Origin of the sequence: Alsobacter ponti (assembly GCF_024294805.1) — a bacterium.
In the GTDB taxonomy this organism is placed as follows: domain Bacteria; phylum Pseudomonadota; class Alphaproteobacteria; order Rhizobiales; family Beijerinckiaceae; genus Alsobacter; species Alsobacter ponti.
In genome coordinates this window covers 248,438-270,457 of the sequence record NZ_JANCLU010000001.1, presented here as the reverse complement: position 1 = coordinate 270,457, position 22,020 = coordinate 248,438, and the positions used below count along the sequence as shown (strand labels likewise).

General features: G+C 69.8%; 23 protein-coding genes. 11 read left to right on the top strand and 12 right to left on the bottom strand.

The window, feature by feature from the left end:
• Positions 1-7 precede the first annotated feature (7 nt).
• Positions 8-949: a glycine betaine ABC transporter substrate-binding protein OsmF gene (osmF, locus tag NK718_RS01355; RefSeq protein WP_254737815.1), complete on the bottom strand. Its 942-nt coding sequence runs from the start codon at positions 947-949 to the stop codon at positions 8-10.
• 302 nt (positions 950-1,251) lie between these two features.
• Here osmF and NK718_RS01350 point away from each other — a divergent pair, with 302 nt between their 5' ends.
• From NK718_RS01350 to NK718_RS01340, 3 genes are read left to right on the top strand one after another with little or no spacing between them, the layout of a single operon-like run.
• Positions 1,252-1,647 (top strand): hypothetical protein, encoded by a 396-nt coding sequence (locus NK718_RS01350; protein WP_254737813.1) that lies wholly within the window; start codon positions 1,252-1,254, stop codon positions 1,645-1,647.
• A 5-nt stretch (positions 1,648-1,652) separates the two neighbouring features.
• Positions 1,653-1,922, top strand: a complete 270-nt coding sequence (locus NK718_RS01345; protein ID WP_254737810.1) for a DUF5985 family protein — start codon at positions 1,653-1,655, stop codon at positions 1,920-1,922.
• A 10-nt stretch (positions 1,923-1,932) separates the two neighbouring features.
• The gene (locus tag NK718_RS01340) at positions 1,933-2,220 is read left to right on the top strand and encodes a DUF5985 family protein (protein ID WP_254737808.1); all 288 of its coding nucleotides are present in this window, start codon (positions 1,933-1,935) and stop codon (positions 2,218-2,220) included.
• A 10-nt stretch (positions 2,221-2,230) separates the two neighbouring features.
• On the opposite strand, the gene NK718_RS01335 is transcribed toward NK718_RS01340, so the two are convergent.
• Entirely contained in the window at positions 2,231-2,524 is a 294-nt protein-coding gene (locus NK718_RS01335) for a substrate-binding domain-containing protein (RefSeq protein ID WP_254737806.1), read from the bottom strand.
• Between the two features lie 57 nt (positions 2,525-2,581).
• On the opposite strand from NK718_RS01335, the gene NK718_RS01330 reads away from it, so the two are divergent.
• The gene (locus NK718_RS01330) at positions 2,582-3,484 is read left to right on the top strand and encodes a GNAT family N-acetyltransferase (protein ID WP_254737804.1); all 903 of its coding nucleotides are present in this window, start codon (positions 2,582-2,584) and stop codon (positions 3,482-3,484) included.
• Here NK718_RS01330 and NK718_RS01325 read toward each other — a convergent pair.
• Positions 3,477-4,502: an adenylate/guanylate cyclase domain-containing protein gene (locus NK718_RS01325; protein ID WP_254737802.1), complete on the bottom strand. Its 1,026-nt coding sequence runs from the start codon at positions 4,500-4,502 to the stop codon at positions 3,477-3,479. The two genes, NK718_RS01330 and NK718_RS01325, sit on opposite strands and share 8 nt — an antisense overlap.
• 175 nt (positions 4,503-4,677) lie before the next feature.
• On the opposite strand from NK718_RS01325, the gene NK718_RS01320 reads away from it, so the two are divergent.
• The gene (locus tag NK718_RS01320; RefSeq protein WP_254737800.1) at positions 4,678-6,450 is read left to right on the top strand and encodes a chloride channel protein; all 1,773 of its coding nucleotides are present in this window, start codon (positions 4,678-4,680) and stop codon (positions 6,448-6,450) included.
• A gap of 15 nt (positions 6,451-6,465) precedes the next feature.
• Here the strand turns inward: NK718_RS01320 and NK718_RS01315 are convergent, their stop codons facing one another.
• Positions 6,466-7,140, bottom strand: a complete 675-nt coding sequence (locus NK718_RS01315; RefSeq protein ID WP_254737798.1) for a DsbA family protein — start codon at positions 7,138-7,140, stop codon at positions 6,466-6,468.
• Positions 7,141-7,381: 241 nt separating this feature from the next.
• Here NK718_RS01315 and NK718_RS01310 point away from each other — a divergent pair, with 241 nt between their 5' ends.
• The 3 genes from NK718_RS01310 (at position 7,382) to arsA (ending at position 10,367) form a co-directional block, all read left to right on the top strand.
• Positions 7,382-7,837, top strand: a complete 456-nt coding sequence (locus NK718_RS01310) for a VOC family protein (RefSeq protein WP_254737796.1) — start codon at positions 7,382-7,384, stop codon at positions 7,835-7,837.
• A gap of 113 nt (positions 7,838-7,950) precedes the next feature.
• Positions 7,951-8,487 (top strand): arsenate reductase ArsC, encoded by a 537-nt coding sequence (locus NK718_RS01305; protein WP_254737794.1) that lies wholly within the window; start codon positions 7,951-7,953, stop codon positions 8,485-8,487.
• Between the two features lie 116 nt (positions 8,488-8,603).
• Entirely contained in the window at positions 8,604-10,367 is a 1,764-nt protein-coding gene (gene arsA / locus NK718_RS01300; protein WP_254737792.1) for an arsenical pump-driving ATPase, read from the top strand.
• A 42-nt stretch (positions 10,368-10,409) separates the two neighbouring features.
• Here the strand turns inward: arsA and NK718_RS01295 are convergent, their stop codons facing one another.
• Complete coding sequence (locus tag NK718_RS01295; RefSeq protein ID WP_305883661.1) at positions 10,410-10,883, bottom strand: hypothetical protein; 474 nt, start codon at positions 10,881-10,883, stop codon at positions 10,410-10,412.
• Between the two features lie 322 nt (positions 10,884-11,205).
• Between NK718_RS01295 and NK718_RS01290 the strand changes: the two genes are divergently transcribed.
• The 3 genes from NK718_RS01290 to NK718_RS01280 all read left to right on the top strand — a co-directional run bounded on the left by NK718_RS01290 (position 11,206) and on the right by NK718_RS01280 (position 13,637).
• On the top strand, positions 11,206-11,634 hold the full coding sequence (locus NK718_RS01290) for a DUF2721 domain-containing protein (protein ID WP_254737790.1): 429 nt from the start codon (positions 11,206-11,208) through the stop codon (positions 11,632-11,634).
• Between the two features lie 139 nt (positions 11,635-11,773).
• A complete protein-coding gene (locus NK718_RS01285; protein ID WP_254737788.1) occupies positions 11,774-12,217 on the top strand; it encodes an SRPBCC family protein in 444 nt (147 codons plus the stop codon).
• 136 nt (positions 12,218-12,353) lie between these two features.
• Positions 12,354-13,637 (top strand): cysteine desulfurase-like protein, encoded by a 1,284-nt coding sequence (locus NK718_RS01280; RefSeq protein ID WP_254737786.1) that lies wholly within the window; start codon positions 12,354-12,356, stop codon positions 13,635-13,637.
• Between the two features lie 27 nt (positions 13,638-13,664).
• On the opposite strand, the gene NK718_RS01275 is transcribed toward NK718_RS01280, so the two are convergent.
• The 7 genes from NK718_RS01275 to NK718_RS01245 form a co-directional block, all read right to left on the bottom strand.
• Entirely contained in the window at positions 13,665-15,026 is a 1,362-nt protein-coding gene (locus NK718_RS01275) for an L-serine ammonia-lyase (RefSeq protein WP_254737783.1), read from the bottom strand.
• A gap of 48 nt (positions 15,027-15,074) precedes the next feature.
• On the bottom strand, positions 15,075-15,644 hold the full coding sequence (locus NK718_RS01270; protein ID WP_254737781.1) for a sarcosine oxidase subunit gamma: 570 nt from the start codon (positions 15,642-15,644) through the stop codon (positions 15,075-15,077).
• Entirely contained in the window at positions 15,637-18,642 is a 3,006-nt protein-coding gene (locus NK718_RS01265) for a sarcosine oxidase subunit alpha family protein (RefSeq protein ID WP_254737779.1), read from the bottom strand. The genes NK718_RS01270 and NK718_RS01265 overlap by 8 nt, the downstream gene beginning before the upstream one ends.
• Positions 18,639-18,950: a sarcosine oxidase subunit delta gene (locus NK718_RS01260; RefSeq protein ID WP_254737777.1), complete on the bottom strand. Its 312-nt coding sequence runs from the start codon at positions 18,948-18,950 to the stop codon at positions 18,639-18,641. Before NK718_RS01260 ends, NK718_RS01265 begins: the two co-directional genes overlap by 4 nt.
• 11 nt (positions 18,951-18,961) lie before the next feature.
• Positions 18,962-20,212 carry a sarcosine oxidase subunit beta family protein gene (locus NK718_RS01255; protein ID WP_254737775.1) on the bottom strand — a complete coding sequence of 417 codons (1,251 nt, stop codon included), beginning with the start codon at positions 20,210-20,212 and terminating at the stop codon, positions 18,962-18,964.
• 109 nt (positions 20,213-20,321) lie between these two features.
• Complete coding sequence (locus NK718_RS01250) at positions 20,322-21,374, bottom strand: GlxA family transcriptional regulator (protein WP_254737773.1); 1,053 nt, start codon at positions 21,372-21,374, stop codon at positions 20,322-20,324.
• A 103-nt stretch (positions 21,375-21,477) separates the two neighbouring features.
• Entirely contained in the window at positions 21,478-21,999 is a 522-nt protein-coding gene (locus tag NK718_RS01245) for a DUF1993 domain-containing protein (protein ID WP_254737771.1), read from the bottom strand.
• Between the last annotated feature and the right edge of the window lie 21 nt (positions 22,000-22,020).

Genomic DNA, 22,020 nt, shown 5'->3' with positions numbered 1-22,020 from the left:
GGACGGGCTAGCGCTTCAGGAAGCCTTTCGAGCGCAGATAGTCTTCCGCCACCGCCTTGGCCGGCTCGCCGCCCACCTGCACGCGGGCATTGAGCTGCTGCAGCGTCTCGCGGGTAAAGCTTTCGAAGACGGGCTTCAGCAGGTCGGCGATGGCGGGGTGCGCCTTCAGCACGGCTTCGCGGATGATCGGCGCGGGAGCGTAGACGGGCTGGTCGCCCTTGTCGTCTTCCATCACCACCAGGCCGGAGGCGGCGATGCCCCCGTCCGTGCCGTAGACCATGGCCGCGTTCGTCCCGTTCGTCTTGTCGGCCGCCGCCTTGATGGTGGAGGCCGTGTCGCCGCCCGACAGCACGATAAGCTGATCCGACTTCATGGTGAAGCCATACGTCTTCTGGAACGACGGCAGCGCCGCCGGCGAGTTCACGAACTCGGCGGAGCCGGCGAGCTTCACCGGCCCTCCGCCTGACACCCACTTGGCGAAATCGCTCATCGTGTGCAGCTTCGCCTGGTCGGCGACGTCCTTGCGCACGGCGATCGCCCACGTGTTGTTGGCCGGCGCGGGAGCGAGCCAGACGATCTTGTTGGCGTCGTAGTCGAGCTTCCTGGCGAGCTCGTAGCCCGTGCGGAAATTCTTCCAGAACAGATCGCTCTCCCGGTTGAAGAAGAACGCCGCGTTGCCCGTGTATTCGGGATAGATGTCGATCTCGCCGCCGATGATCGCCTTGCGCACGACCGGCGTTCCGCCGAGCGTCAGGCGGTCCTGCGTCTTGATCCCGTTCGCTTCCAGCACGCTGCGGATGACGTTGCCGAGCAGCGTGGCCTCGGTGTCCAGCTTGGAAGAGACGACGACCGGCGCGGTCTGGGCGTGGCCGGCGCTCCATGACGCGACCACGAGGGCCGCCGCGAAGCCGGAGGTGCGGAGCAGGGAACGCCTGGACGGAAACGGCATGGAAACCTCGCGGGGGTTGGGCGGCCGGAGGGCCGCGCGCACGGCCTCGATGTCGTCAAGGCCATAATCACGCTTCGCGACAACGCGCGAGAAGCCGAAGCGTTCCATCGTGTCCGGAATTGACGAAGTCTTGCGACGAAACGTGTTGCGAGGAGACGATATTCTCGTTCTTGCAACCGGACAACCCAAGCTCCGACGGCGGGCCGGGTTGCCGGCGGGAGCCGGCGTCGCTTGGCGGAGTCGACGAGCGCCTTCATTGACGACCCGGAACGCAAAAACTAGACTGAATTGACGCTTAATCCGTGAAGGTGAAAATCTTGGGTGATGTGGTAACGGACAGCGATCTCATGGAGTTTATTCGAAGTTCATTCCGAACAGTCTGGTCGGTCGAACTTCTGTTATTCATGGTCGGACATATGGGGCGTACCTGGACCGAGGATGATCTCGTCCGGGAAATGCGGGCCAGCACCATCGTCATCCGTGACGGCCTGGTGAGCCTTTCGCGCGCCGGCCTGCTCCAGAGCGACGATGGCGGCGTGTTTCGCTACGCGCCCGGCTCCCCTCGGCTGGAAGCCCTCGCCGAGGCCCTGGCCAATGCCTATCGCGAACGGCCGCTCACCGTCACACGCATGGTTTTCGAGGACGCCGACGACCGCCTGCGCGGCTTCGCGGACGCATTCCGAATCAAGAAGGACTGATCCCCATGTCCGTGGCGGTTCCCGCCGTCGTCTATTTGCTCTGCCTGTGCACCAGCGCCGCGTGCGCCGTGTTGCTGGTCCGGGGCTATCGAAAGAACCGCACGCCGCTTCTCCTGTGGAGCGCGGTCTGCTTCGCCTTTTTGGCGCTGAACAATTTCTTCGTCGTCTGCGACCTGCTGCTCTTCCCCGAGATCGACTTCATGCCCCTTCGGCAGATGTCCGCGCTCGCGGGGGTCAGCGTGCTGCTGTGCGGCTTCGTGTGGACGAGCGACTGAGGACACCACGATGGATTTCATCTCGGGCCTGACCACGATGGGGTTCGCCACGGCGGGACTGTTCTTCCTGCGGTTCTGGACGCGGACGCGGGACGGCCTGTTCGCGGCGTTCGCGCTCTCCTTCTGGCTCCTCGCGGCCAACCAGGCGCTGTCGTCCTACCTGAACGGCCAGCGCGAGGAACACACCTGGATCTTCCTCATTCGGCTGGCGGCCTATTCCCTCATCATCCTGGCCGTGGTCGGCAAGAACTGGTCGTTCCACAAGCGCCCCGACGGAGCCCAGCGGCAGGCCGACTGAGGCGCTCGCCTCACTTGCGACGCGGGGCCCTCGCGGTGGAGCCGCGTTCCACCAGAGTCTCGACGATCTGCACGCGCCGCGCCGGCGAACCGGGCTGCAGCCGGCCTTCGACCCGGTCGAGCAGGAGGCCGAGCGCCGCGGCCCCGATTTCCGCGCCATGCACGCGGACCGTCGTCAGTTGCGGCGAGATCTGCGTGGCGATGCCGCGGGCAGCGCGGTCGGCGACGGCGAGATCACGGTCCCGGCCAAGGACTGCGTCATCGTCAGCCTCGACTGACCACCGGGCGGGAAACGCGCTGGCCACGCGGCCCCGCGAATGACACTCTAAGGGCTCCTGGATGCCTGCCCCCGGGGGTCCGCGATGGCGACCATCATCAGACCGGCCCGCGAGAGCGACCTCGAGGTCGCGGACGCGCTCGTCGTCGCGAGCATCAACGACCTGACCCAGCGGCACGGCTTCGGGACCATCGCGTCCCCGAGCCCGCCGCTGTTCCAGCGCTTCTCGCTGCGCGACGATCCCGAGGGCCTGTGGGTCGCCGAGGACGGGGGAGAGATCGTCGGCTTCGCCTTCTCGTGGACGACTGAGGACTTCTGGTTCCTCGCCCAGCTCTTCGTCAGCCCGGACCGGCAGGCGGACGGGCTCGGCGGCCGGATGATCGCCAAGACGCTGGAGCACGCCGGCGCGCGCGGCGCGCGCTACAGGACGCTGATCACCTTCGCCTTCAACCGGGCCTCGCAGGGCCTCTACATGCGTCACGGGCTCCGTCCCCTGACACCGCTCTACGTGATGAGCGGCCCAAGGGAGGTCGTCGCCGGCCGGTTGAAGGAGAGCGGGATCGTGGCCGAACCGCTCGATCCGGACGACGCGTCGAGCGACTGGCTGCGGGCGATCGACGAGGCGTCGCTCGGCGTCTCGCGCGCCAGGCACCATGCCTACATGCTCGGCGCGGGGGGCCTGCAAGGCTTCGCCTTCCGCGCCGGCGGGGAGCGCTTCGGCCATGCCTATGTCGGGGCGGACGGCCATGTCGGCCCCATCGCCGCGCGCGAGGCCGGCCAGCTGCCCGAGGCGCTGACGGCCGCCCTGGCGCTGGCGTGCCGCACGCCGCGCGAGCGAGTGTCGGCCTTTCTGCCCGGTTCGAGCCCGGCGGCGCTGACCGCCGCGCTCGACGCCGGCCTGCGGATCGCCCTGCCCATGCTGCTGATGGGCGACGCCCTCCCCCGCCCCTGGGACCGCTACTGCCCGCGCAATCCCGGCATCATGTGACGGCTTGAGTCCCTGGCGGCGCGTCCGGCCCGCGCTCCACGGATTTCTGTTTCGCCTCGTGCGCCTGGATGATCCGGGCGAGCAGGTCCCGCAGGGCCGCCCTCTCCTCGTCGCTCAGCGGCGCGACGATCTGTTCGGCGGCCGCCGCGATCGCCGGGCGAAGCCGGACGCGGACGTCGTGCCCGGCCGGCGTCAGCTGGAACGTGCATTGCGCCGGGTCGTCGTGGCGGAGGGCGACTTCGACGAAGCCGCGTCGCGCGAGGACATCGAGGATCGGCGCGGCGTCCGAGGCCGGCAGCCCCACGCGCTCCGCCAGCTTGTCCCGCGTCAGGCCGGGCGCATCGTGCAGAGAGGCCATCGACGCGTACTCGATGCCGGCCAGGTCCTCCGTCCCCGTGATGGCGGACAAGGCGGCCTCGCAGATCTGGTGGTAGCGGCGGGCGAGATGAAACTCCACCCGGCGGTGGAGCAGAGGGATGTCGCCCCCGCGCGGGCCGTTCGCCGGCCGCGCCACGAAGGCCCGCACCGGGGTGTCGATGTTCTTGACCGCCTGCGGTCCGAGATCCTCGAGGGCGATGGGCTCGTCGGGCCGCACGAACTGGCGGGAGATCTCGGACAGGCAGATCGCGCCCGGCGGCGCCAGCGTCTGCATCCGAGCCGCGATGTTGACCCCGTCGCCGAAGAGGTCGCCTCCCTTGACGTTCACCTCGCCGACGTGAAGCCCGATGCGGAAGGACAGCCGCCGGGCCTCGGCCACCTCATCGTTCAGCGCCGCGATGCGATCCTGCATGGTCAGGCCGCACTGGAGGGCGGCGGTCGCGGTGGCGAACTCGGCCAGGATGCTGTCGCCCGCCGTGTTGGCGATCCGCCCGCCGAACTGGGCGATGAGACGGTCGGTCATGTCCCGGTAAGAGGTCAGCAACCGCAGCGTGGCCGCCTCGTCGCCATGCATGAGCCGCGAGTAGCCGGCCACATCCGCGCAGAAGATCGCGACGAGGCGTCGCTCGACGGTCGCCATGCACTCACCATCCGGGAACGAGCACTGGCGCGGATGCTACGCCGCGACGCGCCATCCCACAAACGCGCCGAAAAACGTCGATTCCTCTTTCGCGCCACAATGGCTCGGCTAAAGATCGCGCCGTTTCACGGGCGCGCGCGTTCGGCGGCGACTCACGTCAGGGCGAGGACGGATAGTGGGCTTGGGACAGCGCCTGGGGAGAAGCTGGCTCCTCGCTCCCCCCAGCGCGCGCGCTTTCGTGCGCGCCAGCGAGCTGGGCCTCGTCGGCGTCGCCGCGCTGGTCGGCCTCGCCTCCGGGGCCGCCGTCAGCGGCATCGCCTGGCTCACCCAGTCCATGCACGAGGTCTTCTTCGGCCTGCCGCTCGGGGAACGGCTCAGCTCCGTCGGCTCCCTGCGCTATTGGGCCGCCTTCCTGCTGCCGGCCGTGGGCGGAGGGGTCCTGGCGCTCTGGCTGGCGCTCACGGCGCGCTGGACGCAGCGCCATCCGGCGGACCCGATCGAGGCCAACGCGTTGCATGGCGGGCGCATGTCGCTGGTCGACAGCGTGCAGGTCACCGTCCAGAACGTCATCTCCAACGGCTTCGGCGCGTCCGTCGGGCTGGAGGCCGGCTATACGCAGATCTGCGCCGCCCTCGCCTCCCGGCTCGGGCGCAGCCTCGAACTGCGGCGCGCGGACTTGCGGACGCTGGTGGGCTGCGGCGCGGCCGGCGCCATCGCGAGCGCGTTCAACGGCCCGCTCACCGGGGCGTTCTACGCCTTCGAGCTGATCGTCGGCGTGTATTCCATCGGCACGCTGACGCCGGTGATCGTCGCTTCCCTCGCCGCCACCTTCGTCAGCCGGGCGCTGCTGGGCCATTCCCACCTGATCGCCGTGGTCGAGCCCGGCGCGATCGCCAACACGCAGGTGGCGGTGGTCGCCGGTCTGGGCCTGGTGTCGGCGGCGTTCGGCATCGCCCTGATGTGGGCGGTGACGGGCGTCGAGCGGACGTTCCGCGTGCTCCCCCTTCCCCCGCTCGCCCGGCCGGCGCTGGGCGGTCTCGGCGTCGGGCTGTTCGCGCTGGTCTCGCCGCAGGTCCTCTCGGCCGGGCATGGCGCGTTCCAGGCGACGCTGGCGCAAAACTCCACCCTCACCGCGCTGGGCGGCCTCATCGCGCTCAAGGCGCTCGCGGCGGCCATCTCGCTCGGCTCGGGGTTTCGCGGCGGCCTGTTCTTCGCCGCGCTGTTTCTCGGGGCGCTGCTGGGCAAGCTCGCGGCGCTCCTCATTCCCGCGGGCCTTCTCGGGGGCATGGACGGGTCCGTCCTCGCCATGGTGGGCATGAGCAGCCTCGCGGTCGCCATCGTCGGCGGGCCGCTGACCATGACGTTCCTCGCCCTCGAGATGACGGGCGACTTCCAGATCACCGTGCTCGTTCTCGTCGCCGTCATCGTCGCGTCGACGACGGTTCGCAAGCTGTTCGGCTACTCGTTCGCGACTTGGCGCTTCCATCTGCGCGGCGAAAGCATCCGCAGCGCCCACGACGTCGGATGGCTGCGCAGCCTGACCGTCGGCAAGCTGATGCGCCGGGACGTGCGCACCGTGCGCGCGGACAGCACGGTGGCGATGCTGCGCCGGGATTTCCCGCCGGGCTCGACCCAGCGCCTCATCGTCGTCGACAACGCCGACCGCTACGCCGGCATCCTGCTGGTGCCGGACCTGCATGCCTCGTCGCTGGACGACAAGGGCGATACGAAGGTCGGCGAGCTGATGCGCTACACGAAGGTGGCGCTCGACCCCGCCATGAACGTCAAGGAAGCCATGGAGGCGTTCGACAGCGCCGAAAGCGAGGAGCTCGCCGTCGTGAACCGCGCCGACGGCAAGGTCCTCGGGCTGCTCACGGAAAGTCACGCGCTGAAGCGCTACAGCGCCGAACTGGACCGGCACCGGCGCGACATCCTGGGCGAGCTCTAGTCCGGCGGGCTCGCCTCAGCAGACCACCGCGCCGCATTGCCTGACCGCCGCGGCGATGCGATTCATCGCCCCGGGGCCCGGGTAGCCGAGAATGCCGGCGTCGGCGACGAGGAACGAGGGCGTCGCGGCGAAGCCCATCGAGGCGGCCAGGCTCATGTGCCGGTTCAGCACGTCGCCTGCCCGGTCGCTTCGCGCGGCGGCCTCCAGCTCCGCCGTGGCCAGCCCCATCTCGCCAGCCGCCGCGAGCGCCCGCGCGCCGTCCACCTTGCCCTTGGCGGCGAACAGGCGGCGATGGAGCTGGAAGCCGGCGTCCTCGCCATGCGACTGCACGACAGCGATCTGAACGAGCGCGGCCTCCCGCGACCACCGCGACAGGACGGGATTGTTGACGAGGACGAGCTGGAGGTCCGGCTGGTCCACGATCATCGCCTCGATGTCGCCGGCGGCGGCGCGGCAATACGGGCAGTTATAGTCGAAGAACTCGACCATCCTGACGTCCGGCTGGGCCGCGCCCGTGCGGATCACGTCCGGCAAGGCGTCGGCCTCGACGGCGATCTCGACCGGGATGCGCAGGTTCTCGACCGGCCGGCCGTCGTCGCCGGCGATGTCGTACCAGGCCTCCTGCGCGGCGGCGCCACGTGTTGCGAGGACCATCGCCGCGCCGGCGGCCAGCACATCTCTTCGGTTCATGGAATCTCTCGGGCGGGGAGCGACGGATTCGCGATGCCGCCGGTTCGACACGTCAATCGCGACGAAGCCAAGGCGTTTCCACGGCCGCTTTTCCGCCACCGGTCAATTGTCGTCGATCCGGCGGCGCGGTCCGGCCGGCCGACGGCTGCCGCGCAAGGCTTGGCAAGCCGCGCGAAGTGGACGAACGTCGCCGGGAGCCGCGCGACCGCGCCCAACCCGAACATGACGGCAGGAGACGCCGATGACCCAGAGTCGCCTGTTGCGGATGGACAATGTCGGGATCGTCGTCGAGTCTCTCGACGACGCCATCGCGTTCTTCGCCGAGTTGGGCCTGACCCTCGAAGGGCGGATGACGATCGAGGGTGAGTGGGCGGGCCGCGTCACCGGCGTGCGCGACCAGCGCGTCGAGATCGCCATGATGGTTACGCCCGACGGCCACAGCCGCCTCGAGCTGTCGCGTTTTCTCAGCCCGGACGTCGTCGCCGACCACCGCAGCGCCCCGGTGAACGCGCTCGGCTATCTGCGCGCCATGTTCGCGGTGAGCGACCTCGACGACACGCTCGCCCGGCTCGCCAGGCACGGCGCCCGGGTCGTCGACGAGGTGGTCCGCTACCAGGACGCGTACCGGCTCTGCTACATCCGGGGGCCCGAGGGACTGCTGATCGGACTGGCGGAGCCGCTGGGGGACCAGCGGTAACGCCAGGGGGCGCGCGAGCCGTCGCCGCGGCGAACGGCAGGGTCCTGCTCCCGGCGGCCCGTCACACGCCTGTCATGCGGGATTCCGATCATGGACGATCGAACGAGGGCCCGATGACCGACCGTCCCGCCAACGTGCTCTTCCTGTGCACCGGCAACACCGCCCGCTCCATCCTGGCGGAAAGCATCTTGCGCAAGGACGGCGAGGGCCGCTTTCGCGCCTTTTCGGCCGGCAGCCAGCCCAAGGGCGCGGTGAACCCGCTCGCGTTGAAGGTGCTCGCCGGCTTCGGCTACCCGACGCAGGACTTGCGCTCCAAGAGCTGGGACGAGTACGCCGGCCCGGACGCGCCGGCCATGGACTTCGTGTTCACGGTCTGCGACAGCGCGGCCGGCGAAGCCTGCCCGATCTGGCCGGGGAAGCCCGTGGCCGGACACTGGGGCATCGAGGATCCCGCCGCGGCGACCGGCTCCGATTTCGACAGGGAGCGCGCCTTCGTCGAGGCGTTCCGGCTGATGCGCAACCGCATCGCGGCTTTCCTCGCGCTGCCGGTCGACAAGCTCGACGCCGCCTCGCTGCGCGAACGCATCCGGGACATCGGCCGGCTGGACGGCGCTTCGTCAGGAGCGGCCGGCGCGAAGCAATCCGCCTGAGACCCGTCTTGCCGACGCCGAAGCAAGGCGAGCGCGGGCGGGGCATGGCGCATGACGCAGATCATCGCGCGGCGTCCGAGAGGTTGTAGTCTGGCGTCGCCCGCAGGGATCAAGCCATGCCGACGTTCCGCCCGCTCGACGCGCCGACACGATTTCTCTTCTTCACCGGCAAGGGAGGCGTGGGGAAGACGTCGCTCGCCTGCGCCACGGCGATCAGTCTCGCGGACCGGGGCAGGCGCGTTCTGCTGGTAAGCACCGATCCGGCCTCCAACCTCGACGAGATGCTGGGTGCGACGCTGGGCGATTCGCCCTCAGCCGTTGCGGGCGTCGCGGGCCTTTCGGCGATGAACATCGACCCCGAGCAGGCGGCCGAGCACTACCGCGCCCGCGTGCTCGCGCAACTCGGGCCGGACGCCGACGCGACAGAGCAGGCGACGGTGCGCGAGCAGTTGTCGGGCGCCTGCACCACGGAGATCGCCGCCTTCGACGAGTTCGTGGGACTGCTCGCGGGCGACGCCGCCGGCTTCGACCACGTCGTCTTCGACACGGCCCCGACGGGACATACGCTGCGGCTGCTGAGCCTGCCGAAAGCGTGGACCGGCTTCCTGGAAGGCAACGATCGCGGAGCCTCGTGCCTTGGTCCCCATTCCGGCCTGGAAATGCGCGAGGAGCGCTTCAGGCAGGGGCTGGAGGCGCTGTCGGACCCCCGCAGAACGACCATCGTTCTGGTGACCCGTGCCGACCGGGGGGCGATCCGGGAAGCCGCGCGAACCTCGGCCGAACTGGACGAGCTGGGGCTCTCAAACCAGATGCTGGCCGTCAACGGCCGGTTCCGGCCGGCGTCCGCGGCCGACCCCGTGGCCGTCGCCATCGCCGACGAGCAGGCCAGCGCCCTCGCCGCCATGCCCGAGGCCCTGGCGCGCCTGCCGCGCGATGAAATCCCCCTCGCTCCGTTCGACCTCGTGGGGCTGGGACCTCTGCGCGCGCTCCTGGACCCGGCGGGCTCCGCTCCTGCGCCGGGTGACGACGCCGGGCCTTCCCCCGTTCTCCCGGGGCTCGACCGGCTCGTCGACGAGCTGGCCGCCACGGGCAAGGGCCTGATCATGGTGATGGGCAAGGGCGGCGTCGGCAAGACGACGATCGCCGCTGCGATCGCCGTCGGTCTCGCCCGGCGCGGCCACGGCGTGCATCTCAGCACGACCGATCCCGCCGCCCATGTCTCGTTCGTGGTCGACGGCGCGCTGGACGGCTTGAAGGTCGATCGCATCGATCCCGAAGCCGAGACGCGGCGCTACATCGAGAGGGTGATGGCCAGCAAGGGCCGGGACCTCGACGAGGAGGGCCGCCGGCTGCTGCGCGAGGACCTCGCCTCGCCGTGTACCGAGGAAGTGGCGGTGTTCCACGCCTTCTCGCGGGTCGTCGCGGAGGCCCGCGGCGCCTTCGTCGTTCTCGACACCGCTCCGACGGGCCACACCCTGCTGCTGATGGACGCGACCGGAGCCTATCACCGCCAGATGATGCGCGACTTCCAGCCCACCGCCTCGGGCAAGATGGTCACGCCGCTGATGCGCCTGCAGGATCCCGACTACACGCGGGTCGTTCTCGTGACGCTGCCGGAGCGCACGCCCGTCTCGGAAGCGGCCGACCTCCAGAAGGATCTCCGGCGAGCCTCCATCGAACCCTATGCGTGGGTGATCAACCGAAGCCTCGTCGCGTCGGGCACGCGCGACCCGCTCCTCAAGGCGCGCCTCGCCCACGAGGTCGCGCAGATCGAGCGGGTGCGGGACGGCCTCGCCGCCCGCCTGTTCGCGCTCGCGTGGCAGGCCGAGGCGCCCGTCGGCCTGGCGCGGCTCGAAGGCCTGACGCGATCAGGCGACTGAGCCGGCCTGCCCCGCCGCCGCGCGTCAGCAGCCAAACTGTCCTCAGCGCCCGCTGCCGAAGGATGTCCCCGAGCAGCCATAGGGATAGCGGCACTGCTGGTAGGCGTAGCGAGGGCCGTAGACGTAGTCGGGCGTGTAGCTGGGCACGTAGCCGTAGCGGGGCGAATAGACGTAGCGCGGCCTGCTGTAGGCATAGGCGGGCGCGTAACCATAGGCCGGCCCGTAGACGTAGCGCGGCCCGTAGCCATAGGGCCCGTCGTAGTACGGGTAGCCGTAGCCGTAGCCCGGGGCGGCGAGAGCCGAGCCGAGGGCGAGCCCGGCCAGCCCGGCCGCGAGGCCCACGCCCCACGCGCCGCCTCCCCATCCGCCGTAATAGCCGCCATGGTAGCCGTGATAGCCACCGTGGTTGCCGTGATACACGGGCGGGCCTCCGGCCCGCTGGGCGGCGGCCTGGGTGGGGACGAGCGCGGACGCGGCCAGGGCCGTTACGAGCGCTAGGGTGCTGAATTTGGACATGGCTGATCTCCGCGACAGTGGCGGACACGAGCCGTCGATGACAAGCGGCCGAGCGAGGCGGCGCGAGGGTCATCGGCGCCAGTCCGCTCAATTGACGGAACCTCCGGGCGCAAGACAACGCTGGATAATTGTAGCCCCCGATCCAAACACTGAACAGAACGAAAGCGGCGGGAAAGCCCCTGCGACAACTTGCCGCGCCAGGGCGGCGCTCGCGCTTGCGCCGATCCGCCCGCCCCGGCAGGCTTGAGCGCAGCCACAACCTCAAGCAATGTTCGATGGCAGCGATGCACGCATGCCGCGTGCCGCCCGAAAAGGTGCGCCCATGTTCGTCCCCGACGTCGCTCGCCTGGCGAGCATCTTCTCGCAGGCGACCGCGCCGGCGTTCTTCCTGGGCGCGGTCGCCGCCTTCGTCTCGCTGATGTCCGGCCGGCTCAACGTCGTCGTCGCGCGCATCCAGAAGCTGAACCGGCTCGGCGAAGATCATCCCAAACACGAGGACCTCAAGGCCGACCTCGCGCGGCTGCGCCGGCGCGCCCGCCTGCTGAGCAACGCGATCTCCGCCGCGCTGGTGGCGGGCGTGTGCTCCACCCTGCTGCTGGCGGAGCTGTTCGTCACCGAGTTCCTCGGCTTCCACCACGCCTATGGGGGCGCGCTGCTCTTCACGTTCGCGACGCTGGCGCTCGGATGGGGTCTGGTGCTGTTCTTCCAGGAAACGCGGGTGGGTCTCGCCGAGGCGGACGAGTACGAGTGAGGCCGGGGCCGATCCGCCGGCCCGGCGAGCCATCGATCGGCCGCATGGGCCGCCTATTCCGGCGCGGCGACCGGCGGCCGAGCCGAGACCGCGCGGGCCGCGCAAGAGCGTGTTTCGACATCAGGGAGGTTGAGCGCCCATGCCCAGCACCATTCGCCTGCACCGCGTCTTCACGACCAGCCCGGACAAGCTCTACCGCGCCTTCATCGAGCCGGACGCCCTCGCCAAGTGGCTGCCGCCGAACGGCTTCACCTGCACGGTCGATCACCTGGAGCCCAGGGTGGGCGGGACCTTCAGGATGTCGTTCCGCAACTTCACGACGGGCCAGAGCCACAGCTTCAGCGGCGAGTTCACCGAGCTCGTTCCCGGCGAGCGGGTTCGCTACACGGACCGCTTCGACGACCCTGCCCTTCCCGGCGACATCCAGGTGACGGTGTCGCTGAAACGCGTGTCGGTCGGCGTCGAGATGCACGTCGAGCAGGCCGGCGTGCCGGACGTGATCCCGGCCGAGGCGTGCTATCTCGGCTGGCAGGAGTCGCTGCGCAACCTCGCCCGGCTCGTCGAGCCCGACATCAGGCAGTAGGCTCGGCGGGGAGTTGAAGCGCGGGACGTGAAGCGCGGGACGTGAAGCGCGGGACTTGGCCGGCGCGGCGGTTTAAGAGTCGGTGGCGATAGTCAGCTCCGATTCCATCGCGCGGACGACGCCCGGGAGAACTTCGATGGCCACGCGGACCACATCCGGCGACAACATCGCCAAAGCCTTCCCGGTCGACGAGATCCGCGCCAAGTTCCCGGCGCTGCAAAAGTACAAGGACTTCATCTTCCTCGAGAACGCCGGCGGGGCGCAGGTGCCGCAGGCGGTGGTCGACGCGGTGGCGGCCCACCTCGTCGACTGCAACGTGCAGCGCATGGCGCCCTACCTGCACAGCCAGGGCGTCGACCGCTCGGTGGCCGAGGCCCGCGTCTCCGTGGGCCTGCTCGTCAATGCCTACCGCCCCGAGGAAATCTCCTTCGGGCTCAACGCCACCTCGTTCATCCGCCTCGTCAGCCTTGGCATCGCCAAGATGCTCGGCCAGCGCAACGAGATCGTCGTCACCGACATGGACCACGACGCCAACATCGCCACCTGGCTGGCGCTGGAGGCCGAGGGCGCCAGGATCGTCTGGTGGAAGATGCGCGACGACGGCAAGCTCCATCCCGACGACCTGAAGCCGCTCCTCAACGACAGGACGCGCCTCGTCGCCTGCACCGTCACCGCCCACTCCATCGGCACCATCGTCGACGTCGCGGCGGTCGGCCGGCTGGCCCACGCGGCCGGCGCGGAAGTCTTCCTCGACTGCGTCCACTACGGCCCCCACGGCCTGATCGATGTCCAGGCGTGGGACTGCGACTACCTCGTCTGCTCGGGCTACAAGAACTTCTCCCCTCACATGGGTTTTCTATGGGGCCGCTACGACGCGCTCGTGCGGCTGCCGACCTTCAAGGAGGACTTCATCCCCGACGTGCCGCCCTTCAAGATCGAGGTCGGCACCTTCACCTACGAAAACGTCGCCGGCATGAACGCCGCCGTCCACTACCTGGAGGATCTCGGCCGCCGATTTCTACCGGAAGGCGAGCACTCGCGCCGCGACGCGCTGGCCGCCGCGATGAACGCCATTCGCGCCTACGAACAGACATTGTCTAAAAAGATGATTTCAGTACTGAAGAGTCACGGCGCTGTTCTGTATGGAATTCAGGATGAAACACGCGTTGAAGAACGCGTTCCCACCATCTGTTTCAACATTCCAGGCGTGACGCCGCAGGTGATTTGCGCCGAACTGGGGAAAAACAACATCGGCGCCCGCGACGGCCACATGTTCGCGCCGCGCCTGATGAAACGCCTCGGCCTGCCGATGGAAACCGGATGTATGCGGGTTTCAATGGTCCACTACAACAAGATCGAAGAAATCGACCGCTTCGGCGAAGTCCTTGGCAGGATCATCGCGACCGCGCGGCGAGGCTGAGACTGGCCGCGCCCGCGGCTGGACTTCTCAACACTCGACCCAGTTGACGGCGAGTCCGCCCTGGGACGTCTCCTTGTACTTGTGATGCATGTCCGCCCCGGTCTGGCGCATGGTGGCGACCACCTGGTCGAGGCTGATCTTGTGGGATCCGTCCTCCTTCAAGGCCAATGAGGCGGCGGTCACCGCCTTCACCGCCCCGAAAGCATTCCTCTCGATGCAGGGAATCTGGACGAGCCCCCCCACGGGATCGCAGGTCATGCCGAGATGGTGCTCCATGGCGATCTCCGCCGCGTTCTCGATCTGCGCGTTGGTGCCGCCGAGCGCCGCTGCGAGCCCGGCCGCCGCCATCGACGAGGCGACGCCCACCTCGCCCTGGCAACCGACCTCGGCGCCCGAGATCGAGGCGTTCATCTTGAACAGCGCCCCGATCGCCGCCGCCGTGAGCAGGAAAATCCGCGCGCCCTCCTCCGTCGCGCCGGGGCAGCGGTCGCGGTAGTAGCGCAGCACCGCCGGAATGACGCCCGCCGCGCCGTTGGTCGGCGCGGTCACGACCCGCCCGCCGGCGGCGTTCTCCTCGTTCACCGCCATGGCGAAGACGGACAGGAGATCCATTGTCTCGTGCAGCGGCCGGTCGTTCGCCCTCGTCTCGTCGCGGACCCGGGCGTAGAGCGCGGCCGCCCGTCGACGGACCTTCAGGCCGCCGGGCAACTCGCCGGTCGTCGCGAGGCCCCGGTCGATGCAGGCCAGCATCGCCGCCCCGATCCGGTCGAGACCTTGCACGACCTCGCCCGGCGGACGCAGCGCCTCTTCGTTGGCGAGCGCCATCTGCGCGATGGTGCGGCCGGATTCCGCGCCGAAGGAGAGAAGTTCGGCCGCGTTTCGATACGGAAACGGCAGGTTTCCAGTCACCGTCCTTGGAATCTCCTCGGCGCCCTCCCGCACGATGAAGCCGCCGCCGATGGAGCACCAGCGCTGGTGCAGCAGGGTCCGGCCCTGCGCGTCGAAGGCCTTGAGCGCCATCGTGTTGGGATGCAACGGCGGCTGCGTCGCGCAGTCGAGGATCAGGTCGTCGTCCATGCGAAACGGCACCACGGCGCCGCCTGCGAGCGGCAGGCCGCCGCCCTCGCGCACCCGCGCCCATAGCGTCTCGGCGTGGTCGAGGTCCACCGTGTCCGGCTGCTCCCCGCACAGGCCGAGGACGACGGCGCGGTCGGTGCCGTGTCCCCTGCCCGTCCAGGCGAGCGAGCCGTAGAGCACCGCCTCGATCCGGGCCGGCACGCCGAGTTCGGCGAGTTCCGCCACGAACGCCGCGGCGGCCTTCATCGGCCCCACGGTGTGCGAGGACGAGGGGCCGATGCCGATCTTGAAGAGGTCGAATGCGCTGATCATGTCGGGTCTCGCGGACGGATGGGGGAAGCGAGGCTCGCCGTTCGATTCTCAATTGGCTGCGTTCTCGCGCCTGACGGCTTCCAGAAGCTCCCACACATAGGGGGCGAAGGACCGCCAGACTTCAATGTGAAAAGCGGCCGAACCCGTGCGCCACAGCACGATTTCGGCCTTTTCGAAGATCGTTCGGGTCGCCATGCCGACCGGGAACGCCGCCTCGGTCAGCTCCAGCGGCACGAAGGCGTTCAGCAACGGCTCGACGCCGGATCCCGAGACCAGGATCGCCGTCTGCCGATGGGACACGTTGACGAGCGCGTGCGGCGCTTGCGCCAGCGCGCTCGCGAGCGACGCCGGCAGGCTGGCCGCGTCGGACTCGGGCGCGAGGAGCAGCCATTCGTCGGGCCCGAGCCAGAGCGCCGCCCGTTCTCCCGCCGTGGCGGAGCGGTTGGGGCGGCGCGGCAGGTCGGCTCCGAAGGCCGTGTCGGCAGCCTCGGCGGCTTCGGCGCCGCGCAGGATCAGGCGCAGGAGCGGCGCGCCGGGCGTGAGGGTGACGCCGCCGAGCGAGCTCGCCTCGGCGGACAGCGGCGAGCGGCGAGCGGCGGTGATGGTGGCGTCAGACATCGAGGCGCTCGCCCTTCGGGTCAAAGAAAATCGGATCGGTGACGGTGACGGCGATGGCCCCGTTCGCCATCGGTACGTAGAGCGTCTGCCCCTTGCGCGCCCGCCCTCCGGCGACGAGAGCCATGGCGATCGACCGGCCCGCCGCCGGGCTGCGATAGGCGGAGGTGACGTGGCCGAGCGCGGGCGTGCCGCGCACCGGCGTCGCCACGGCCGCGACCTGCGCGCCTTCCTCCAGCAGCACGGCGGGATCCTCGGTGAGGAGGCCGACCAGTTGCTTCCGGTCGGCCTTCACCAGATCGGGGCGGGTCAGGGAGCGCTTGCCGACGAAGTCGGGCTTGGCCTTGCCGATCGCCCAGTCGAGGCCGAGGTCGTTCGGCGTTACCGTGCCGTCGGTCTCCTGGCCGACGATGATGTAGCCCTTCTCGGCGCGCAGCACGTGCATGGATTCCGTGCCGTAGGCGACCATGTCGTGCTTCTGGCCCTCGGCCCACACCGCCTCCCAGACGGCCTGTCCGTAGTCGGCCGGCACGTTCACCTCGAAGCCCAGCTCGCCGGTGAAGCTCACGCGGAAGAGCCGGGTGGGAACGCCGCAAATCCGGCCCTCGCGCAGGCTCATGTGCGGCATGGCCGCGGCGGAGATGTCGATGCCCTCGACCAGCGGCTCCAGCACCTTGCGCGCGTTGGGGCCCTGCACGGCGATGACCGCCCACTGCTCGGTGGTGGAGGTCAGCCACACCTTGAGATCGGTGAACTCGGTCTGGAGATAGTCCTCCATGTGAGCGAGGACGCGCGGCGCGCCGCCGGTCGTGGTGGTGACATGGAAGCGGTCCGCCGCGAGGCGTCCGATCACGCCGTCGTCCATCACGAAGCCGGCCTCGTTCAGCATGAGGCCGTAGCGGCACCGCCCGGGCTCGAGCTTGGACCAGGGGTTCGTGTAGAGCCGGTTCATGAACTCCGCCGCGTCCGGCCCGACCACCTCGATCTTGCCGAGCGTCGAGCCGTCGAAGATGCCCACGGAGGCGCGCACCTGGCGGCATTCGCGCTCGACTGCCGCGTGCATGTCCTCGCCCCGTCGAGGGAAGAACCAGGCCCGCTTCCACATCCCCACGTCCTCGAACACCGCGCCCTGGGCCGCCGCCCAGTCGTGCGTCGGCGTGCGCCGGATGGGATCGAACGCGAGACCGCGCGAATGGCCGGCGAACGCGCCGAAGGTGACCGGCGTATAGGGCGGCCGGAACGTCGTGAGACCCACCTGCGGCATGGGCTTGCCGAGCGCGTCGGAGGCGATGGCGAGCCCCTGCATGTTCGAGGTCTTGCCCTGGTCCGTCGCCATGCCGTTGGTGGTGTAGCGCTTCACGTGCTCGATGGAGCGCATGCCCTCGCGCACCGCGAGCTTGATGTCCTTGGCGGTGACGTCGTTCTGAAAGTCGACGAAGGCCTTCACCTTCTGCGGGTCGCGGTGATGCGGCACCGCGCCGTGGAAACCGCCCGCCGGCACGATCTCGCCCTTCACGTCCGGCGTCGCCGGCGCGGTCGCGGCGAAGCCCGCTTTCGTCGCGGCGTCGGCCCCCGCGGCGAACCCCTCGGCCAGCGAGGCGGCGATGCCGAACGTGCCGTTGCACGCGCCCGCCGAGCGCTCGTCCTGCGCCGAAACGCCGGGCAAATAGACCTGCCGCTCCTCGTCGAAGCGGAGCTTGCCGCGCGACTGCGAGAACAGGTGCACGGCCGGCGTCCAGCCTCCCGCCATCAGCACCAGGTCACAGGCGACCGTCTGGCCGGGCGTGACGCGGCCGTCAGGCCCGATCGCGCCGAGCGTCGCGCCGGTGACGCGCAGCCGTCCGGACACCCCCGTCACCACGGTCGAGGGATGCACCGCCAGGCCGGCGGCGCGGGCGGCCCGCGCACCGGGGCCGTCGGCCTGCGCCCTCAGTTCGGCGATGCAGACGACCGCCAAGCCCGCCGAGGCGAGGTCGAGCGCGGCGGCATAGCCGCTCTCGTCGGCCGTGAAGACGAGGGCGCGCGAGCCGGGCCGCACGCCGTAGCGGTTGACGTAGGTGCGCGCGGCTGAAGCCAGCATCACGCCCGGCCGGTCGTTGTCGGGGAAGCAGAAGGGCCGTTCGATGGCGCCGGTCGCGAGCACGACCTGCTTGGCGCGCACCTTCCACATCCGTTCGCGCGGCAGGTCGGGATGTGGCGACGACGCGTGGTCGGTGAGCCTCTCGACGATGCCGAGGAAGTTCTGGGCGTAGTAGCCGAAGCACTGGGCGCGGGTGAGCAGCGTGACGTTGGGGTTGGCCCGCAGCGCGGCCACGGTCCGCTCCGCCCAGGCGGACGCCTCCACCCCGTCGATGGTCGCGCCGCGCTCGGAGAGCAGGCCCCCGCCCAACTCCGCCTGCTCGTCGGCGAGGATGACGCGCGCTCCAGCCCCGGCGGCCGCGAGCGCCGCGGCGAGGCCCGCCGCGCCGGCGCCCACCACCAGCACGTCGCAGAACGCGTGACGGTGCGTGTAGTGGTCGGGGTCGGGCTCCTGCGGCGCGACGCCGAGACCGGCCGTCTTGCGGATGATCGGCTCGAACACGGACTTCCACGCCCCGGCCGGGGCCATGAAGGTCTTGTAGTAGAAGCCGGCGGAGAGAAGCCCCGCCGGAGCGAGATCGTTGACCTCGCCGACGTCGAAGCCGAGCGACGGCCAGCGGTTCTGGCTTTCCGCCACCAGGCCGTCGAACAGCTCGACCTGCGTCGCCCGCAGGTTGGGCGTGTAGCGCCCGCCGCGCCCCACACCGACGAGGGCGTTCGGCTCCTCGGCCCCGGCCGACAACAGGCCGCGCGGACGGTGGTACTTGAACGAGCGTCCGACGAGATGAACGCCGTTGGCGAGGAGCGCCGACGCGAGCGTGTCGCCCTCAAATCCCGGGTAGGACTTGCCGTCGAAGGTGAAGCTCAGGGGCCGCGCGCGGTCGACGCGGCCCCCGGCTTCGGTGCGGAAAGGCGCGTTCATCGGGCGGACTCCAGCTTGCGCGCCAGCGCCTCGAGGTCGGGCCGGGGTTCGCCGGACTTGTAGGTCGTCACGAACCTGTCCGTCACGGTATGGCGCACGGCGTTGAAGAAGCGGCCGCATCCGGCCGTATGGCGCCAGCGCTCCACGTGCAGGCCCTTCGGATTGGTGCGGAAGTAGAGGAAGTCGGCCCATTCCTCGTCGGAAACCTTGGAGGGGTCGAGGGGCCGGGCGATATGGGCCTCGCCGCCATAGCGGAACTCGAGTTCGGGGCGGTCCATCTCGCAGACCGGGCAACGGATGAGGAGCATGGGGCGATCTCTCAGTGCGCCACGGCCGCCGCGGCGGCCTCGTCGATCAGGCGGCCAGTACGGAAGCGGTCGAGCGTGAAGGCGGCGTTGATCGGGTGCGGCTCGCCGCGCGCCACGGTGTGCGCGAAGACATGGCCCGAGCCCGGCGTCGCCTTGAAGCCGCCCGTGCCCCAGCCGCAATTCACGAACAGGCCCGGCACCGGCGTGTTGCCGATGATCGGCGAGCGATCCGGCGTGACGTCGACGATGCCGCCCCAGTTGCGCAACATGCGCATGCGGCGCACGACGGGGAACAGCTCACAGATGGCGTCGAGCGTGTGGGACGCGATGTGCAACCCGCCGGTCTGCGAGTAGGACGTGTAGGCGTCGGTGCCCGCGCCGATCACCAGCTCGCCCTTGTCGGACTGCGACATGTAGGCGTGGATCGTGTTGGACATGACGACGCAGGGCATGATCGGCTTGACCGGCTCGGACACCAGCGCCTGAAGCGGGTAGCTCTCCAGCGGCATCCGGACCCCGGCCATGGCCATCACCACGCTGGTGTGCCCGGCCGCCACCACGCCGATGCGGCGGGTGCGGATGTCGCCCTTGGTGGTGCGCAGGCCCGAGACCGCGCCCGAGGCGTCGCGGTCGATCCCCGTGACCTCGCAATTCTGGATGATGTCGACGCCGAGCGCCGACGCGCCGCGGGCATAGCCCCACGCCACGGCGTCGTGCCGGGCCGTGCCGCCGCGCCGCTGCAGCGCCGCGCCGACGATGGGATAGCGGATGCCCTTCTCGATGTTCAGGATGGGGCAGAACGCCTTGGCCTGCTCCGGCGTCAGCCATTCGTTGTCGATGCCCTGGAGCCGGTTGGCGTGGACGTGCCGCTTGAAGACCTGCACGTCGTGCACGTTGTGGGCGAGCATCATGACGCCGCGCGCGGAGTACATGACGTTGTAGTTGAGTTCCTGCGACAGGCCTTCCCACAGCTTGAGGGCGTGCTCGTACAGCCCCTCGCTCTCCTCCCACAAATAGTTGGAGCGAATGATCGTCGTATTGCGGCCCGTGTTGCCGCCGCCGAGCCATCCGCGCTCGACGACGGCGATGTTCCGCATGCCGTGTTCCTTGGCCATGTAGTAGGCGGTGGCCAGCCCGTGTCCGCCGCCGCCCACGATCACCGCGTCGTAGGCCGGCTTCGGTTCGGGCGAGCGCCACTGCTCGGGCCAGCCCAGATTGCCGGCCAGCGCCTGGCGAAGAATGGTGAGGGCCGAAAACTTCATGGACTTCCCCTTGTCTCGGGAGAGGATGCCTAGAGCCGGGCGGCAGGTCGAGAAGAAAACGGACGCTCCGGGAGTAGATTTCGGCCACGAGCGGTTCGGCCGGTGTCTCCTAGAACGGCCGCCGATCCGCGGGCAGCTCGGACGCGGTACGGTCGGCGCGCCCGCTCGTCCTGCGGAACTCGGCCGGGCTCGCCCCGAACATACGCCGAAACTCCCGGCCGAAATGGGCCCCGTCCGCGAAGCCCGCCAGGACGGCGATTCGGGCGACCGACTGGGACGAGCGCTCCAGCAGCCAGCGGCCGTAGGTGAGGCGCACGCGGCGGTAGACCGCGGCGGGCGGCTGGCCGAATTCGGCGACGAACAGGCGCGAGAGCTGCCGGGGGCTCAGCCCGACCCGGGAGGCCAGCGCCTCGATGGGCAGCGGAACTTCGCGGTTCTGCTCCATCAGCGAAACCACGCGCCGCACGGTCGGCGAGCCCGATTTGGGCATGAAGGTCGGCGAGGGCTGGGGCGCGTCGTCCGGCCGCGTGCTCTCGAAAAGGAGGATGCTGAGGCTCTTGCGAGCGGCCGACGCGCCGACATGCCGGTCCACCAGGGTCGCGGCGAGGTCCGCGACACCCGCCCCGCCGGAACTGGTGATGCGGTCGCCGCTGATCAGGAAGAGCCGGTCGGACACCGGTTCGACGTCGCCGAACTCCTGGAGCATGTCGTGGTGGTGATACCAGCTGACGCAGCATTTGTGCCCGGAGAGCAGGCCCGCGCGGGCCAGCACGAACGTCCCGGTGCACACGCCGATCAGCGGAACGCCCGCCGACGCGCAGCGCTTGAGGTAGGCTTCGGTCTCGGCGTCGACCTGCTGGCCCCGGTGTAGGACCCCGCCGATAACGGCGATGTAGTCGAACTCCGACGGGTCCAGCAGGCCGGCGTCCGGCCGGACCTCGAGGCCGCAGCTCGCCCGCAGGAATGGCGCGCCGGAGCTCATCACCGTCCAGTCGCATTGGATGCGCCGCGACAGGTCCCCCTCGTCGGCTGCCAGCCGCAACGTGTCGAGAAACAGTGAGAGCGCGCTCAGCGTGAAGTTGTTGGCGAGGATGAAGCCGACGCGCAGGCGCGGCCGCTGGCGGCCTGTCGCGGCGTCCGGCTTCACTGTCCGTGTTCGCATCCCCCGCCCCGGTCCATCTGCGCCATCGGCGAGCGGGACAATACATCGCTTTGGAACGCCGCGCAGGGCCGCCGGACGGACTGCGAACCTGGGCTGGATCGGCTCAGGACGAACGGGTGCGCAGCCGGCCCTCGTAGTCGCGCTTGCCGAGCGGCACGCCGTGCGAGCGCAGGAGGTTGTAGGCGGTGACGGCGTGGAAATGGAAGTTCGGCAGGGAGAACGAGAGAATGAAGGTCTCCGCCGTGAAGGCGAGCCGTCGCGGGCCGATCTGGAGGTCCAGGCGCTTGCCCGCGCAGGCGGCGATCTCTTCGGGGACGAACGCCTCCAGCGCCGTCTCCGCCTTGCCGACCATCGCCCGCAGGTCGGCGAAGGGAACCGGCCCGACCAGGGCGGGAGGGGTGAACGCGCCCGTCCTGAGAGCCTCGACGCCCCACACGGCATGATGCGTCGCCGCCTCGACCTGGAAGTGGAACGGCGCCATGTCGTCGAACAAACGGGTATGCACGAACGCGTCGGGGTCGACGCCTGCGCCTGCAAAGTGGGCGGCCGCGCGGCCGAGAAAACCTCCCAGCGCTCTGACGGTCTGCAGGAAGGTCGGCACGCTGAGGTCGTAGAGGGACGCCATCTCGTTTCTCCAACGCCGCCG